This is a genomic window from Serratia sp. GW822-FHT06E05 (assembly GCF_058799445.1).
This window is the reverse complement of sequence record NZ_JBXALM010000009.1, coordinates 181,685-196,934: the sequence shown is the minus strand read 5'-3', so window position 1 is coordinate 196,934 and position 15,250 is coordinate 181,685. Positions and strand designations below refer to the sequence as shown.

At 53.6% G+C, this 15,250-nt stretch carries 19 protein-coding genes; 10 read left to right on the top strand and 9 right to left on the bottom strand.

What is annotated here, in order from left to right:
- The first annotated feature begins 1 nt into the window (after window position 1).
- The gene (locus AC1RKC_RS19565; protein WP_006317485.1) at window positions 2-349 is read left to right on the top strand and encodes a gamma-glutamylcyclotransferase family protein; all 348 of its coding nucleotides are present in this window, start codon (window positions 2-4) and stop codon (window positions 347-349) included.
- 52 nt (window positions 350-401) lie between these two features.
- Here the strand turns inward: AC1RKC_RS19565 and ppa are convergent, their stop codons facing one another.
- Window positions 402-932, bottom strand: a complete 531-nt coding sequence (gene ppa / locus AC1RKC_RS19560) for an inorganic diphosphatase (RefSeq protein ID WP_004952787.1) — start codon at window positions 930-932, stop codon at window positions 402-404.
- A gap of 256 nt (window positions 933-1,188) precedes the next feature.
- On the opposite strand from ppa, the gene AC1RKC_RS19555 reads away from it, so the two are divergent.
- Entirely contained in the window at window positions 1,189-2,742 is a 1,554-nt protein-coding gene (locus AC1RKC_RS19555) for a methyl-accepting chemotaxis protein (protein ID WP_020824932.1), read from the top strand.
- A gap of 37 nt (window positions 2,743-2,779) precedes the next feature.
- Here the strand turns inward: AC1RKC_RS19555 and fbp are convergent, their stop codons facing one another.
- Window positions 2,780-3,784 carry a class 1 fructose-bisphosphatase gene (fbp, locus tag AC1RKC_RS19550; RefSeq protein ID WP_020824933.1) on the bottom strand — a complete coding sequence of 335 codons (1,005 nt, stop codon included), beginning with the start codon at window positions 3,782-3,784 and terminating at the stop codon, window positions 2,780-2,782.
- Window positions 3,785-3,952: 168 nt separating this feature from the next.
- On the opposite strand from fbp, the gene mpl reads away from it, so the two are divergent.
- Window positions 3,953-5,332 carry a UDP-N-acetylmuramate:L-alanyl-gamma-D-glutamyl-meso-diaminopimelate ligase gene (mpl, locus tag AC1RKC_RS19545; RefSeq protein ID WP_020824934.1) on the top strand — a complete coding sequence of 460 codons (1,380 nt, stop codon included), beginning with the start codon at window positions 3,953-3,955 and terminating at the stop codon, window positions 5,330-5,332.
- Window positions 5,333-5,535: 203 nt separating this feature from the next.
- Here the strand turns inward: mpl and yhcN (AC1RKC_RS19540) are convergent, their stop codons facing one another.
- The 3 genes from yhcN (AC1RKC_RS19540) to argR form a co-directional block, all read right to left on the bottom strand.
- Complete coding sequence (yhcN, locus tag AC1RKC_RS19540; RefSeq protein ID WP_020824935.1) at window positions 5,536-5,799, bottom strand: peroxide/acid stress response protein YhcN; 264 nt, start codon at window positions 5,797-5,799, stop codon at window positions 5,536-5,538.
- A gap of 124 nt (window positions 5,800-5,923) precedes the next feature.
- On the bottom strand, window positions 5,924-6,187 hold the full coding sequence (gene yhcN, locus AC1RKC_RS19535) for a peroxide/acid stress response protein YhcN (protein ID WP_048762811.1): 264 nt from the start codon (window positions 6,185-6,187) through the stop codon (window positions 5,924-5,926).
- A gap of 405 nt (window positions 6,188-6,592) precedes the next feature.
- Window positions 6,593-7,063 carry a transcriptional regulator ArgR gene (gene argR / locus AC1RKC_RS19530; RefSeq protein ID WP_020824937.1) on the bottom strand — a complete coding sequence of 157 codons (471 nt, stop codon included), beginning with the start codon at window positions 7,061-7,063 and terminating at the stop codon, window positions 6,593-6,595.
- 47 nt (window positions 7,064-7,110) lie between these two features.
- Here argR and AC1RKC_RS19525 point away from each other — a divergent pair, with 47 nt between their 5' ends.
- Window positions 7,111-7,278 (top strand): hypothetical protein, encoded by a 168-nt coding sequence (locus AC1RKC_RS19525; RefSeq protein WP_169534188.1) that lies wholly within the window; start codon window positions 7,111-7,113, stop codon window positions 7,276-7,278.
- A 251-nt stretch (window positions 7,279-7,529) separates the two neighbouring features.
- On the top strand, window positions 7,530-8,468 hold the full coding sequence (gene mdh / locus AC1RKC_RS19520) for a malate dehydrogenase (RefSeq protein WP_174354051.1): 939 nt from the start codon (window positions 7,530-7,532) through the stop codon (window positions 8,466-8,468).
- Window positions 8,469-8,536: 68 nt separating this feature from the next.
- Here the strand turns inward: mdh and AC1RKC_RS19515 are convergent, their stop codons facing one another.
- Entirely contained in the window at window positions 8,537-8,797 is a 261-nt protein-coding gene (locus AC1RKC_RS19515) for a helix-turn-helix domain-containing protein (protein WP_020824939.1), read from the bottom strand.
- A 182-nt stretch (window positions 8,798-8,979) separates the two neighbouring features.
- Between AC1RKC_RS19515 and AC1RKC_RS19510 the strand changes: the two genes are divergently transcribed.
- The gene (locus tag AC1RKC_RS19510; protein WP_048762812.1) at window positions 8,980-9,330 is read left to right on the top strand and encodes a DNA-binding protein; all 351 of its coding nucleotides are present in this window, start codon (window positions 8,980-8,982) and stop codon (window positions 9,328-9,330) included.
- 49 nt (window positions 9,331-9,379) lie between these two features.
- Here AC1RKC_RS19510 and ispB read toward each other — a convergent pair whose 3' ends face one another.
- Window positions 9,380-10,351, bottom strand: a complete 972-nt coding sequence (ispB, locus tag AC1RKC_RS19505) for an octaprenyl diphosphate synthase (RefSeq protein ID WP_046374652.1) — start codon at window positions 10,349-10,351, stop codon at window positions 9,380-9,382.
- A gap of 269 nt (window positions 10,352-10,620) precedes the next feature.
- Between ispB and rplU the strand changes: the two genes are divergently transcribed.
- From rplU to cgtA, 4 genes are all read left to right on the top strand, one after another.
- A complete protein-coding gene (rplU, locus tag AC1RKC_RS19500; protein WP_004933561.1) occupies window positions 10,621-10,932 on the top strand; it encodes a 50S ribosomal protein L21 in 312 nt (103 codons plus the stop codon).
- Between the two features lie 17 nt (window positions 10,933-10,949).
- On the top strand, window positions 10,950-11,207 hold the full coding sequence (gene rpmA, locus AC1RKC_RS19495) for a 50S ribosomal protein L27 (RefSeq protein ID WP_004933559.1): 258 nt from the start codon (window positions 10,950-10,952) through the stop codon (window positions 11,205-11,207).
- 106 nt (window positions 11,208-11,313) lie between these two features.
- Complete coding sequence (locus AC1RKC_RS19490) at window positions 11,314-12,285, top strand: DMT family transporter (protein WP_041415179.1); 972 nt, start codon at window positions 11,314-11,316, stop codon at window positions 12,283-12,285.
- A 16-nt stretch (window positions 12,286-12,301) separates the two neighbouring features.
- A complete protein-coding gene (gene cgtA, locus AC1RKC_RS19485; RefSeq protein ID WP_020824943.1) occupies window positions 12,302-13,474 on the top strand; it encodes an Obg family GTPase CgtA in 1,173 nt (390 codons plus the stop codon).
- Window positions 13,475-13,525: 51 nt separating this feature from the next.
- On the opposite strand, the gene pmrB is transcribed toward cgtA, so the two are convergent.
- On the bottom strand, window positions 13,526-14,590 hold the full coding sequence (gene pmrB, locus AC1RKC_RS19480) for a two-component system sensor histidine kinase PmrB (RefSeq protein WP_020824944.1): 1,065 nt from the start codon (window positions 14,588-14,590) through the stop codon (window positions 13,526-13,528).
- Window positions 14,587-15,249 (bottom strand): two-component system response regulator PmrA, encoded by a 663-nt coding sequence (pmrA, locus tag AC1RKC_RS19475; protein WP_493092704.1) that lies wholly within the window; start codon window positions 15,247-15,249, stop codon window positions 14,587-14,589. Before pmrA ends, pmrB begins: the two co-directional genes overlap by 4 nt.
- Window position 15,250 lies beyond the last annotated feature (1 nt).

Sequence of the window (15,250 nt, the reverse complement as noted above, 5' to 3'; positions counted from 1 at the left end):
GATGCGAATAATTGTCTACGGCAGTTTACGACGCAAACAGGGAAACAGCCATTGGATGACCAACGCCCAATGGCTCGGCGAGCATGAGCTCGAAGGCTATCAGATTTATAATCTGGGCCATTACCCGGCGGCGATCCCTGGAGAGGGCACGGTACATTGTGAAGTGTACCGCATCAACTCATCGATTTTGGCTGAGCTGGACGAACTGAAAAGCAACACCAAGGACTATAAGCGCGAGCTGATTCAGACGCCTTATGGGAGTGCGTGGATCTATCTGTATAAACACAGTGTGGACGGTTACCCGCGAATTAACAGCGGCGACTGGCTGAAGCGTCTCGACGAAAAGTAAAAAAAAACACCGCTCACTGAGCGGTGTTTTTTTATCGGACGGCGGGCAAGAATTACTTCTTGGCGGCACGCTCGAAAGAAGCAACGATTTCAGCTTTGGCAGCGGCAGCATCTGCCCAGCCTTCCACTTTCACCCATTTGCCTTTTTCCAGATCTTTGTAGTGCTCGAAGAAGTGAGCGATCTGGGCACGCAGCAGTTCCGGCAGGTCGTTCACGTCTTTGATGTGATCGTACTCTTTGGTCAGCTTGCTGTGCGGTACGGCAACCAGTTTCGCATCTTCGCCGGCTTCGTCGGACATCTTCAACACGCCAACCGGACGGCAGCGGATCACAGAACCAGGCTGCAGTGGGTATGGGGTTGGCACCAGCACGTCAACCGGGTCACCGTCCAGAGACAGGGTGTGGTTGATGTAACCGTAGTTGCACGGGTAGAACATCGCGGTGGACATGAAACGGTCAACGAACAGCGCACCGGTGTCCTTGTCGATTTCATATTTGATCGGATCGGCGTTTGCCGGGATTTCGATAACAACGTAGATGTCTTCCGGCAGGTCTTTGCCAGCAGGGACCAGGTTCAAGCTCATGTCGGTTTCCTTTAATCAAACCAGAAATGGAGTGGCGGCTATTATAGCGGACTCTTTTGCGATTTCCTGCCCTTTTCATCATCCCCGCCCCGGCGCAGAGCCATCCATCGAATTTCCAGATAAATCCTCCCACGGCGTTAAGTTTTCTCGAGGGTTGCCGATAACTTCATCAAATAATAATGAGTCGGCGAAGTCTGGCTCCGCGTTTTACCTCCTCTACGTAAGATCTCACTATTTCTGAAGCCGGGAAGAACTCATGCTAAAAAAGATTACGGTCAAGGCCGGGCTGATTGCCCTGTTGAGCCTGATGACGCTGCTGTTGATTATGGTCAGCACGATTGGCGTCAACGCGATTAACGAAGGATCGCGCTCGTTACACACCCTGAATCAAATCCTGGGGGAAGAGTTGGGGTCGCTGGCCAGCAGTTCCAACCTGACGCTGCGCGCCAGAACCGCTGCCTCACTGGCGGTACGCCAACGGGAAATCGGCCAGATTGAGGTTTCAGATGCTACGGTGGGCCGTATCTATGACTACCTTGCGCAATCGAAGCAGGAAATGGCGCGTTTTGTCAGCGTCGGCACTGTTACCGAACGTGGACGCGAGCTGTCCGGTCGTTTGCAAAATAGCTACCGCGCCTATCTGGAACAGGGCGTTGGGCCGATGGCCGATGCCATCAAGGCCGGCAAAGTTGATGATTACTACGACATTCAGGAAACAAAAATTTCCGCGTTGAGCATCGCTTTTGAAAAGGACCTCAGCGACTTCCGCAGCTTCGCCATGAAGATTGGCCAGCAGCGGGTGAATGAAGCGGAAAGCAATGCCAGCACTAAAATTACGCTGATCGTGATTGCCGGCCTGCTCAGCATTTTGCTGGCGCTACTGGCCTGGTTTGCCCTGCGGGTGATTATCCTGCGTCCGCTCGATGAGTCAATCGCCCAGTTGGAACATATCGCCAGCGGTGACCTGACGCACCGCATCACCGGCGAAGGCGAGACCGAGATGGGCCGTCTGGTGCGTGCGATGCAGCGGATGCAGCAGGCCTTGGTCAGTTCGGTCAGCAAGGTGCGCGATGCCAGCAGCCAAATCGATACCGGTTCACGCGAACTGGCTGCCGGCAACCTGCATCTTGCGCAGCGTACCGAAGAATCAGCCGCTTCTCTGGAAGAAACCGCCGCCAGCATGGAACAGCTGACCTCGACGGTGAAGATGAACGCCGAGAACTGCGAACAGGCGAATCAACTGGCGCTGAGCGTATCCGATATTGCCAACCAAGGCAGTGAAGTGGTCAGTCAGGTCATGGACAAGATGCAGGCGATCACCGACAGCTCACGCCGCATTGCCGATATCATCAGCGTGATGGACGGCATTGCCTTCCAGACCAACATTCTGGCGTTGAATGCGGCGGTGGAAGCGGCACGTGCCGGTGAACAAGGGCGTGGTTTTGCCGTGGTGGCCGGTGAGGTTCGCAGCCTGGCTCAGCGCAGTGCGCAGTCAGCGAAAGAGATCAAAGGGTTGATTGAAGCGTCGCAGAATCGGGTGCAGGAAGGCGAACAAATGGCCGGTTCGGCGGCGAAAACCATGAACGGCATTACCGGTGAAGTGGGCCGGGTGACGGCGCTGATGCGGGAAATCTCTGCGGCTACGCGTGAGCAAAGCAGCGGTATTGAGCAGGTAAACCTGGCGGTGGCGCAGATGGATCAGGTGGCGCAACAGAATGCGGCCTTGGTCGAAGAGTCTGCGGCGGCGACGCGCTCGCTGGAGGATCAGGCGCAGTTGTTGGCGCAGAGCATGGCAGCGTTCAAATTATAATGCCGGGGACGGCGTGCCGTCCCCCACATCGAACTCGTTATTCGTCCGGGTTCTCAGCGATAAAGCGCTCTGCGTCTTCCACCATGGATTTGGTGCCGACAAAGAACGGTGCGCGCTGGTGCAGTTTCACCGGGGTGATGTCCAGAATACGGTTTTTACCGTCGCTGGCTTTACCGCCGGCCTGTTCCGCCAGGAACGCCATCGGGTTGCATTCATACAGCAGGCGCAGCTTGCCTTGCGGGTGGCTGGCGGTGCTTGGATAAATGTAGATGCCGCCTTTCAGCAGGTTGCGGTGGAAGTCGGCAACCAGTGAACCGATGTAGCGTGAGGTATAAGGGCGTTGCGTAGCTTCGTCCTGTTCCTGACAATATTTGATGTATTTCTTCACGCCGCGCGGGAACTTGATGTAGTTACCTTCGTTGATGGAATACATATTGCCGCTGGCCGGGAAGCGGACTTTCTCGTGGGAGAGGCAGAACACGCCCAGAGAAGGATCGTAGGTAAAGGCATGCACGCCATAACCGGTGGTGTACACCAGCATGGTGGATGAACCGTAAACCACGTAGCCTGCGGCGACCTGTGCGCTGCCTGGCTGCAGGAAGTCTTCTTCGGTCACTGGCGTACCGACCGGGGTAATGCGACGATAGATAGAGAAAATCGTACCGACCGAGACGTTGACATCGATGTTGGACGAACCGTCCAACGGATCCATCAGCACCACATACTTGGCATTTTCAGCCCGCTCGCCGTCGAATATCACGATTTCATCTTCTTCTTCAGAAGCGATACCCGCAACTTCACCGCGCGCTTTCAATGCTGCTTTCAGCTTTTCATTCGCGTACAGGTCCAGTTTCATCTGAACTTCGCCCTGTACATTGGAAACGCCGCTGGTGCCCAGAATATCCACCAGACCCGCTTTGTTGATATCGCGGTGGATGATTTTGGCGCCCAGTTTAATTGCAGAAAGTAGCGCAGTCAGCTCGCCGGTGGCGTGTGAGAAGTCGTGCTGTTTCTCGACGATAAATTCGCCTAACGTTTTCATGACACAATCCCTGAATCTACGGATGGGTAGCGGTTTGTTAACAAACCGCCAACGTATTCGCGAGCAGTGTAGCCCAAAGATGAACGCTATTCATAGGCAAATCCATTTCTTCTGGACGATTCTGAGCGTTAGAATGAGTCAACATTCGACGTACTCTATGAGAAAACTATGCGCATTCACATTCTTGGGATCTGTGGCACCTTTATGGGCGGGCTGGCGGTGCTGGCTCGTTCGCTAGGGCATGAGGTGACCGGCTCTGACGCTAATGTCTATCCGCCGATGAGCACGCTGCTGGAGAAGGAAGGGATCGACCTGATCCAGGGCTACGATCCTGCTCAATTGGATCCGGCGCCGGATCTGGTGATCATCGGTAACGCCATGACGCGGGGTAATCCTTGCGTTGAAGCGGTACTGGAACAGGGGATCCCTTACGTTTCCGGCCCGCAGTGGCTGCACGATTATGTGCTGCGCGATCGCTGGGTGCTGGCCGTGGCCGGCACGCACGGCAAGACCACTACCGCCGGTATGGCAACCTGGATCCTGGAAGCCTGCGGCTATCAACCGGGCTTCGTTATCGGTGGCGTTCCGGGCAACTTTGACGTTTCCGCGCGTCTGGGCGGTAGCCCGTTCTTTGTGATCGAAGCCGATGAGTATGACTGCGCCTTCTTCGACAAGCGTTCCAAGTTTGTACATTACAGCCCGCGTACGCTGATCATGAATAACCTGGAGTTCGATCACGCTGATATCTTCGACGATCTGAAAGCGATCCAGAAACAGTTCCACCATCTGGTGCGTCTGGTGCCGGGCAAGGGCAAGATCATTTTGCCTGATAACGACAACCACCTGAAACAGGTGATGGCGATGGGCTGTTGGAGTGAGCAAGAGCTGGTCGGGGAAGAGGGCGCATGGCGCGCTCAAAAATTAACGCCGGACGCCAGCCATTATGCGGTGTTCCTCGACGGCGAACAGGTGGGCGAAGTGAAGTGGTCGCTGGTGGGTGAACACAACATGCATAACGGTTTGATGGCCATTGCCGCCACGCGCCACGTTGGTGTGCTGCCAGCCGATGCCTGTCGCGCGCTCGGTGAGTTTATCAATGCTCGCCGCCGTCTGGAACTGCGCGGTGAAGCTCATGGCGTTACGGTGTATGACGATTTTGCCCATCACCCAACGGCGATCCTGGCGACCTTGGCCGCATTGCGCGGCAAGGTTGGCGGTACCGCGCGCATTTTGGCTGTGCTCGAGCCGCGCTCCAACACCATGAAAATGGGGATCAGCAAAAATGATTTGGCACCGTCTCTGGGCCGTGCCGATGAGGTCTTCCTGTTCCAACCGCACCATATCCCCTGGCAGGTGGCGGAAGTCGCGGAAGCCTGTGTACAGCCGGCCCACTGGAGCGCCGATCTCGACACGCTGGTGGACATGATCGTGAAAACGGCCCAGCCTGGCGACCACATTTTGGTGATGAGTAACGGCGGCTTCGGTGGGATCCATGACCGTCTGCTGGAGGCATTGGCCCACAAGTCAGAACCTAAAGTGACTTATTGATCGTCGATTCAGTGTGACTGAAGCAAAACTAAAAGGCCGCTTGCGGCCTTTTCTTTTGCCCATAAAAAAGCCCTCGCGAGCGAGGGCAACGGGGTTCGTCGGATAGGACGACGAAGTTTCTTCAAGGAATCAGTGCTTACGATAGAACTCGGCAGTGGCAGTGACGAGGGTAATCAGTTCGGTAAGCAGGGTTCCCTGAATTGTTATTTGTAGATTTCGGCTGTCGCGTGCCAATTGCCGTTTTCGTAGGCTTCGATCACGCGGTAGGCTTTAGCGCCTTGTTTATCGGCTTTGTCAGACAGGGCCTGGCGAATATCGGAAGGCGCGCCGGTGACGCCGCTGACGGTGATGGTACCGGCAGACTGGAGCGTATTGGCCTGGTCGTTAGTGATTAACGTCGCGGCGGAAGCGCCGAACGAAACGACAGACAGCAGGCTAAGTGCAGCGAGAGTGGTTTTCATGTTCATGATAGTGCGTCCTGTTGTGATAACCGCCTGGAAGGGCTTTTGCAGCATTTTTGTACTTGAAGGCTGTTATCAGTGGTGCTCGGTACCAGAGTTATATTGCCCGTTGCCGGGTAACGCCTTGTACTTATTTGTAAATTTCTGCTGTCGCGTGGAAGTTACCTTCGTTGCGTGCTTCGATTACACGGTAAGCGGTCGCCCCTTTGGCATCGGCCTTTTCAGACAGTGCCTGACGGATATCTGAAGGTGCGCCGGCAACGCCGCTGACGGTAATGGTGCCTGCAGATTGCATTTTTGCAGCCTGGTTTGCATCAACAGATTGTGCTGCAAATGCGCCGAAAGAAAGCATGGAGAGAACGCTCATGGTTGCGATGGTAGATTTAATTTTCATGATTTGACCTTTTCGTATTCTTTTATCAGTTCCAATGAACTGTGATTTACGTCACGGAAATGAGTATACATCTAGTAACGCCAAAAATTAATAGTTCGCTAACAGTTTCTAGTGAAACTTTATTATGACGATCCTTATCTTTTATAACCAGATGGAATAAAAAGCGGTTATAAAACGATCTTTTGATGTTAAATTTATGTAATTTCAATAGGGTAAGTGCTTTTGACCAAAAGTGCGGAAGATCACAGTAGCTATCACTAGCTAAGCGGAAATGTCATTGAAATGTGTTGCGAAGAGAAAGAAACCTGGCGTTAAAAGTGGTAGGGGGCGGCGGAAAAGTAAGGATGGGGTTAAAGAAACGCTAACAAAACGCAACGGCTCGCCGCATTTTGTTAGCGTTATGCATCACAGCTCCTGTTCGAACAGGGTCAGGATGGCTTCGTACAGCTGGCGCGCGGTAAAGCTGCTGGCTGGGGTAACGAAAATGGTGTCGTCACCGGCGATGGTGCCGAGAATACCTTCGGATTTGCCCAGAGAATCCAGCAGGCGAGCAATGAGCTGCGCGGCGCCGGGGCTGGTGTGGATCACGACAACTGCATCGTTATGATCGACATCCAGCACCAGATTCTTCAACGGGCTGGTGGTGGTCGGCACGCCGAGTTCAGCGGGAAGGCAATACACCATTTCCATTTTGGCATTGCGCGTACGCACCGCGCCGAACTTGGTCAGCATGCGCGATACTTTGGATTGGTTGATGTTTTCGAAGCCTTCTTCTTGCAGCGCCAAAACAATCTCGCCTTGAGAACTGAATTTTTCTTCTTTCAATAACGCTTTAAACGCCTTGATCAGATCTTCCTGCTTTGCGGGATTACGCATTTTGCACCGTGGAATGTTGACAATAGAAGTGATGATTATGCATATAAATGAATTTTTATGCAATAAAAGGACGCCCGGAAAAAATAACAATGCCCGGACAACGAGGAAAGGGCAGCATTTTAACAAAATCCGTACCCCATGAATATGCCCTTTCGGTGACCGAAAATGCCGCCCGCGGTGGTAAAGAAAATGTTATTAAAATGATGTTGTTCTGATGTTGTGTAAGGGTGTAATGTAACCGCCGGTTAACTTGCTCGTGAATAACCTCGCAGTATTTTTGATTAGTGTGCGCTATGCCCTTAATGCGTAAGCTATTTAATCTAAAATGAGCGCGACATCGGCTGTTTTATTGCGCCAGTTCTCAAACAGACTGTTAAGAGATTGTTTTTAAAGGTGTAATAATTTAAGGTCCGTAACCAACATATTCACGGCGCTTTATATATTTAAGATAATAAAGGAGTATAGGATGAAAGTTGCAGTTCTCGGTGCTGCTGGCGGTATCGGCCAGGCCCTCGCCCTTCTACTCAAAACCCAGCTTCCTTCAGGTTCTGAACTCTCTCTCTACGACATTGCCCCCGTTACCCCAGGCGTTGCCGTCGATTTAAGCCACATCCCAACCGCAGTGAAAATCAAAGGCTTCAGTGGCGAAGACGCTACTCCAGCTCTGCACGGTGCAGACGTGGTGCTGATTTCTGCAGGCGTTGCGCGTAAACCAGGTATGGATCGTTCAGATCTGTTCAACGTGAACGCAGGTATCGTGCGTAATCTGATCCAGCAAGTGGCAACCACCTGCCCGAAAGCCTGCATCGGCATTATCACCAACCCGGTCAACACCACCGTGGCTATCGCGGCAGAAGTGCTGAAGAAAGCCGGTGTTTATGACAAGAACAAACTGTTCGGCGTGACCTCGCTGGATATCATCCGTTCCAACACCTTCGTGGCTGAGCTGAAAGGCAAACAGCCGGAAGAGCTGAACGTGCCGGTTATCGGCGGACACTCTGGCGTGACCATTTTGCCGCTGCTGTCGCAGATCCCTGGCGTGAGCTTTACCGATCAGGAAGTGGCCGATCTGACCAAGCGTATCCAAAATGCGGGTACTGAAGTGGTTGAAGCCAAAGCCGGCGGCGGGTCTGCAACCCTGTCTATGGGCCAGGCGGCGGCGCGTTTCGGCCTGTCTCTGGTTCGTGCGCTGCAAGGCGAAAAAGGCGTGGTGGAATGTGCTTATGTGGAAGGCGATGGCAAATACGCTCGCTTCTTCGCGCAGCCGCTGGTGCTGGGTAAGAATGGCGTTGAAGAACGCAAAGACATCGGCACTCTGAGCGCGTTCGAACAGAAAGCGTTGGAAGACATGCTGGATGTTCTGCACAAAGATATCGAACTGGGCGAAAAGTTTATCAATAACTGATCATCCAGCAGTGCATGAGTATGCATAGGCCGCCGGACAACGTACCGGCGGTTTTTTTATGCCCGCAGCTAGGACCGAATACGGGCTTTTCGATCCAGTAAGTTATTGGTATGGGGATCGAAATAGCGGCTCGGCCAGATTTCTGCAGGGTGTATATCGAGCGTTTCGGCAATCAGCCATTCTCCTTTTGGCCAGGGACGCGACAGTGCGTTTGCCAGCGTTGATGAGCTAAGTCCTGCCTTGCGCGACACCGCCGCCAGTGTCGTTCCCTTCTTACGTAAAGCCGCAATGATATCCGCCGGATGCCAATCCTTATTCCTTGAGTTCATGTTTGCATTCCTTTTTTGATTAGCGAAAGTTCTGTTAGTGGTATAACTAACAGGTCAAGATTAATCGTTTGAACAACATGAAACGCTTATACGGAAACTAGGATACCACTAAATTTCTTAAAAAATATCCAATAAATTTCCTAAAAAAGATCTTCGCCTACTTTTGTCCAGAGAACATGGCCATGAAAAAAGAGTGGTTTGCCGCCAAGGAATTGACCGGCGTGGCAGGGTTACCTTCCTCACCACAGGGAATAAACTTGATGGCGCGTCGTGAAGGCTGGATCAGCCGCCGGCGCAAAGGCGTACAGGGAAAGGCGCTGGAGTATCACATTGACAGTTTGCCGACCGGTACGCGCAATTTACTGATCTTGAAAGAGGAACCGGCGCTGTATGAAGTTGAACGCAAGGATCCGCTGACGGTGTGGATTGAGTATTACTACCACCTGACGGAGAGCGAACGCGAAAAGATGTTGGCTTTCCTGATGCGAGAAGGGATTGGTGGCCTACTGGCGCGTGTCTTTCCGGGGAAATGAACAGACCCGCATCGCGGGTCTGTGGAAACTGCAGGGCGTTTGTTATTTCTTAAAAATCGCGTTGAACCGCAAGATGGGCTAATCCTTCCAGCGCGGCACGGTGGGCAGACTCCGGCAACACCTGCAGTGCGGCAATCGCCTTGTCGGCCTCTTCCTCAGCGCGTTGGCGGGTATATTCCAGCGAGCCGCATTGCTCCATGGCCTGTAAAACCGGCTCCAGCAAATGACGACCGTTGCCCTGTTCAATCGCGCCGCGGATCATGGCTTTCTGCTCGCCTTCACTATTATGCATGGCATGCAGCAAGGGCAGCGTCGGTTTGCCCTCGTTAAGATCGTCACCGGTATTCTTACCCAGGGTGCTGCCGTCGGCGCTGTAATCGAGCAGGTCGTCGATCAGCTGGAAGGCGGTGCCGAGATAGCGGCCGTAATCCTGCAGCGCTTTTTCTTCTGCCTCGCTGGCGTCCGAAAGGATCGCCGAAGATTGTGCCGCCGCTTCGAACAGGCGTGCGGTTTTGCTGTAGATCACCCGCATGTAGCTTTCTTCGGTAATGTTCGGATCGTTCACGTTCATTAACTGCAGCACTTCACCTTCGGCAATCACATTGACCGCCTCGGACATCAGCGCCAATACACGGAGCGATTCCAGGCTGGTCATCATCTGGAAAGCCCGCGTATAGATGAAGTCGCCAACCAATACGCTGGCGGCATTGCCGAAGGCAGCATTGGCAGTGGCCTTGCCGCGACGCATATCGGATTCATCCACCACATCATCATGCAGCAGGGTTGCGGTATGAATGAATTCGATCAGCGCAGCGACGGTAATGTGTTTATCACCCTGATAATGCAATGCCCGCGCCGCCAGAACGGCGATCATCGGGCGGATGCGTTTACCGCCACCACTGATAATGTAATAGCCAAGCTGATTGATGAGCGTGACATCGGAATTCAGCTGTTCGAGAATTGTTGCGTTCACGGCCGCCATATCTTGCGCGGTTAACTCGGTAATTTGCTCTAGGTTCATTGTATTTTTTTCAGCTGTGTTTCTCTTCACCGCGTTGAGATCGCTGCTCACATCGGTACATGGCGGTAACTGTCCTACTGATTGTACTTGAAAAACGCCTCAGATAAACGCCATGAAAGAAACTGTGCTTTTTTTCTTCTTTTTTCTACTTCTGGTCTTATTCTGCTCTTGTCATATGCTGGATTATTGCGTAGAATTCGCGCCCTATTGTGAATATTTATAGCGCGCTCTGTACTGAACAGTTGGGCACGCGGAAAGCGGAGTTTTATATGTACGCGGTTTTCCAAAGTGGTGGTAAACAACACCGAGTAAGCGAAGGTCAAACCGTTCGCTTGGAAAAGCTGGACATCGCAACTGGTGAAGCTGTTGAGTTTGACCAGATTCTGATGATTGCTAATGGCGAAGATATCAAAATCGGCGTTCCTTTCGTCGATGGCGGTAAGATCAAAGCTGAAGTCGTTGCTCACGGTCGTGGCGAGAAAATTAAGATTGTTAAGTTTCGTCGTCGTAAGCACCATCGTAAGCAGCAGGGCCACCGTCAGTGGTTCACTGACGTTAAAATCACCGGCATCAGCGCTTAAGTTAGGGGAGCAGATTAATGGCACACAAAAAGGCTGGCGGCTCGACTCGTAACGGTCGCGATTCAGAAGCTAAACGTCTGGGCGTTAAACGCTTTGGCGGCGAAGCAGTACTGGCAGGCAGCATCATCGTTCGTCAGCGCGGCACTAAATTCCACGCTGGTACCAACGTGGGTTGCGGCAAAGACCACACTCTGTTTGCTTTGAAAGACGGTAAAGTCAAATTCGAAGTTAAAGGCCCGAGCAATCGTAAATTCATCAGCATCGAAGCTGAATAATTTTTCGAGCCTTACGAAATAGATGTAAGCCCCGCAACTCGTTGCGGGGCTTTTTACATTTATGGGCTGCTTGTGCATCGGCCCGTCAGCGCTGGCAAAAGGTAAGATGGAAACGAAACAGCAGGTCGGAATTGGCATTTTCCTGGCGGTGACTACGGCAGTTTGCTGGGGTGCATTGCCGATTGCGATGAAAGAAGTGCTGGTAGTGATGGAGCCGTTTACCGTCGTTTGGTATCGATTTACCATCGCGGCGCTGGGGCTGGGGATCATTTTGGCCGTGCGCGGCAGATTGCCACCGGTGACCATGTTCCGTCAACCACGCTGGCTGCTGATTTTGGCCATCGCCACCGCGGGCCTGCTGGGGAATTTTATCTTCTTCAGCTCTTCGTTGCAGTACCTTAGCCCGACCGCATCGCAGGTCATCGGCCAGCTGTCGCCGGTCGGTATGATGTTTGCCAGCGTGCTGGTTTTAAAAGAGCGGATGCGCATCACCCAGGTGATTGGCGCACTGATGCTGATTTGCGGGCTGCTGTTGTTCTTCAATGTCAGCCTGATTGAGATTTTCACCCGCCTGACGGATTACACCCTGGGGGTGCTGTTGGGCGTGTGTGCGGCGATGGTCTGGGTGACTTATGGCGTGGCGCAGAAAGTGTTGCTACGTCGATTAGCCTCGCCGCAAATTCTGGTAATGTTGTACACTTTATGTGCGATCGCGCTATTCCCTCTGGCCAAGCCTGAGGTGATTTTCCAGCTCAGCGGCTGGCAATTAGCCTGTTTGCTGTTCTGTGGCGCCAACACGCTGATTGGCTATGGTGCGCTGGCGGAAGCCATGGCGCGCTGGCAGGCGGCGCAGGTGAGTGCGTTAATCACGCTGACCCCGCTGTTTACCCTGCTGTTTTCAGATTTGTTGGCGCTGGCCTGGCCACACGTATTCGCCGCCCCGACATTGAATGTCGTCGGTTATGTCGGCGCTTTCGTCGTGGTAGCGGGCGCCATGTTTTCCGCAATTGGTCACCGTTGGTGGCCGCGACGGGCAGAAACCCGCCTGGTTGCTCCTTTGAAGCAGCCCGGTGAATGATTTACGGAGACGGTAAATGAAGTTTGTAGATGAAGCAGCGATTTTGGTCGTTGCAGGTGACGGTGGTAATGGTTGCGTCAGCTTCCGCCGCGAAAAGTATATCCCGAACGGCGGCCCTGATGGCGGTGACGGCGGCGATGGCGGCGACGTCTATCTGTTGGCGGACGAAAACCTCAACACGCTGATCGACTACCGCTTTGAGAAATCTTTCCGTGCTGAACGTGGCCAGAACGGCCAAAGCCGTGACTGTACCGGCAAGCGTGGCAAAGATATCACCATCAAGGTACCGGTCGGTACCCGCGTGCAGGATCAGGGCACCGGTGAGATCCTCGGTGACATGACTCGCCATGAACAACGTCTGATGGTAGCGAAGGGCGGTTGGCACGGTTTGGGCAACACCCGTTTTAAATCATCAGTTAACCGTGCACCGCGCCAGAAAACGCTGGGCACCGCCGGTGAAGCACGTGACATCTTGCTGGAGCTGTTGCTGCTGGCCGATGTTGGCATGCTTGGCCTGCCAAACGCTGGCAAATCCACCTTCATTCGTGCAGTGTCCGCCGCTAAGCCGAAAGTGGCCGACTATCCATTTACCACTCTGGTCCCAAGCCTGGGCGTGGTACGTATGGATCACGAACAGAGCTTCGTTATTGCCGACATTCCTGGCTTGATCGAAGGGGCTTCCGACGGTGCCGGCCTGGGTATTCGCTTCCTGAAGCACCTGGAGCGTTGCCGCGTTCTGCTGCACCTGGTGGATATCGCACCTATCGATGAATCCGATCCGGTAGAAAACGCCAAAGTCATTATCAACGAGTTGAATCAATACAGCGAAAATCTGGCGCAGAAGCCACGCTGGCTGGTTTTCAACAAGGTTGACCTGATAGGTGAGGAAGAAGCCGCCGAGCGCGCCAAGGCGATTGCAGAAGGCATGGGCTGGGAAGGCAAGTACTACATGATCTCCGCGGTGAATCGCGAAGGCGTGAATGCGTTGTGCTGGGACGTGATGAAGTTCATCAACACCCAACCGAAAGCCATGGCTATCGAAGAAAGCGCACCGGAGAAAGTCGAGTTCATGTGGGATGATTACCACCGTGAACAGATCGCTGAAGTGGAAGCTGAAGCGGAAGACGATTGGGATGATGACTGGGACGAAGATGACGACGAAGGCGTCGAAATCATTTACCAGAAATAATCTTGCAAAGAAAAGGGCTCAGTTAAAAACTGGGCCCTTTTTTTATCGGCATTATTTGTTCAGGACATTCTCAGGTAACCAGCATTGTGCATTCAGCCCGTGGGTATCCTGGCGATTTTCCAGAGTCAGACGGCCCTGATGCAGTTGCACTATGCGGGTGACGATGTTCAGTCCCAGTCCGCTGCCGCCATAGCGTTGATCCATACGGCGGAATGCCTGAGTGAGCTCACCTTCCATTTGTTCTTTGATTCCCGGGCCTTCATCCGTCACCTGCAACTGATAGCCGGGTTTCTGCTGTGTCAGCTGCACCTGAATGCTGCTGCCTTCCGGGCTGTAGCGGTGAGCATTTTCTACCAGATTACGCAGCAGCAGGCGAAGCAGGACCGGATCGCCATGCATCGGGGCCGCCGTCGGGAGCTGCCATTGCAGTTTTTGTCCGCGCTGGCGGGTCAACTCCTCAAGTTCCTCTTGTAGCGGCAGGATCACGTCGCTCACCCAATCGAAACGCTGATAGTGGCCGCTGGCAAAGTCTTGTCCGGCGCGTGCGAGCATCAACAGCTGTTCGACGGTGTGCATCAGTTGATCGATGCGGGTGATCAACGGCTTACTTTGCGGGACCCCCTGTTTTTCCATTAACTCCAGGTGCAGTCGTATCCCCGCCAGTGGCGTTCGTAACTCATGTGCGGCATCTGCGGTGAACAGTCGTTCTTGTTGAATGGTGTTATCCAACCGTGAGAACAGTTGGTTGAGTGTGGTGGTGACCGCCATAATTTCGAGGCTGTCTCCGCTGAGCGGCAGAGGCGTCAGGTTATCGGCGGAACGCTTCTCCAACCGTTGCTGCAGCTGATTGAGCGGGCGAATAATCCAGCTGATAGCCCAGAATGAGGCCAGCAGGGTGACGATCATCATGATCAGCGAAGGGGCGAGCAGTGAGGCTATCGCCTCGGCGATTTCCGTATCGACACGCTCGGTACGCACCTTGGCCGACAGGGTTTCATCCACCAGGAAACTGATTTGCTCCTGGCTTTCATGCCAGAGCCAAAAGGCGCTGATTAACTGGGTGACCAACAGGATCAGCGCCAGCATCAACAACAGACGACGGCGCATGCTGATCATGATGAGGATTCCAGACGATAGCCAATGCCACGAACGGTACGGATGCGGTCCTTGCCCAATTTACGACGCAGGTTATGGATATGCACTTCCAGCGTGTTGGAGCCTAAATCATCCTGCCAGGTATAGAGATCCTGCTGCAACAGCTCGCGATTAACCGTTTGACCGGCGCGCATCATCAGGCGGGAGAGGATGGCGAATTCTTTCGGCGTCACCTCCACCGGCTGCTGCTGAACATAAACCTGCTGGCTGGAGAGATTGAGCTGGAGATCGTCCAACTGAATAAGATTGTCGCTGTGGCCCTGATAGCGGCGGATCAGGGCGCGCACGCGCGCCTGTAGCTCAACTAACGCGAAGGGCTTGACCAGGTAATCGTCAGCACCGGCGTCCAGCCCGTCGACCCGGTCTTCCAGTGCGTCACGGGCGGTCAAAATCAGCACCGGCAGATCGACCTGCTGGCGGCGCCACTGCCGCAGCAGGCTGGTGCCATCCATGTCGGGCAAGCCCAGATCGAGGATAATCATGCTGTATTGGCTGGTGATGAGCAGAGCATTGGCCTCCGCTGCCGTGGCGGCGCAGTCACAGGCATAGCCTTCCCCGGCTAATGCCAGTGCCAACCCTTGTTGCAGCAGCTCATCGTCTTCCACAATCAGCAGTTTCATC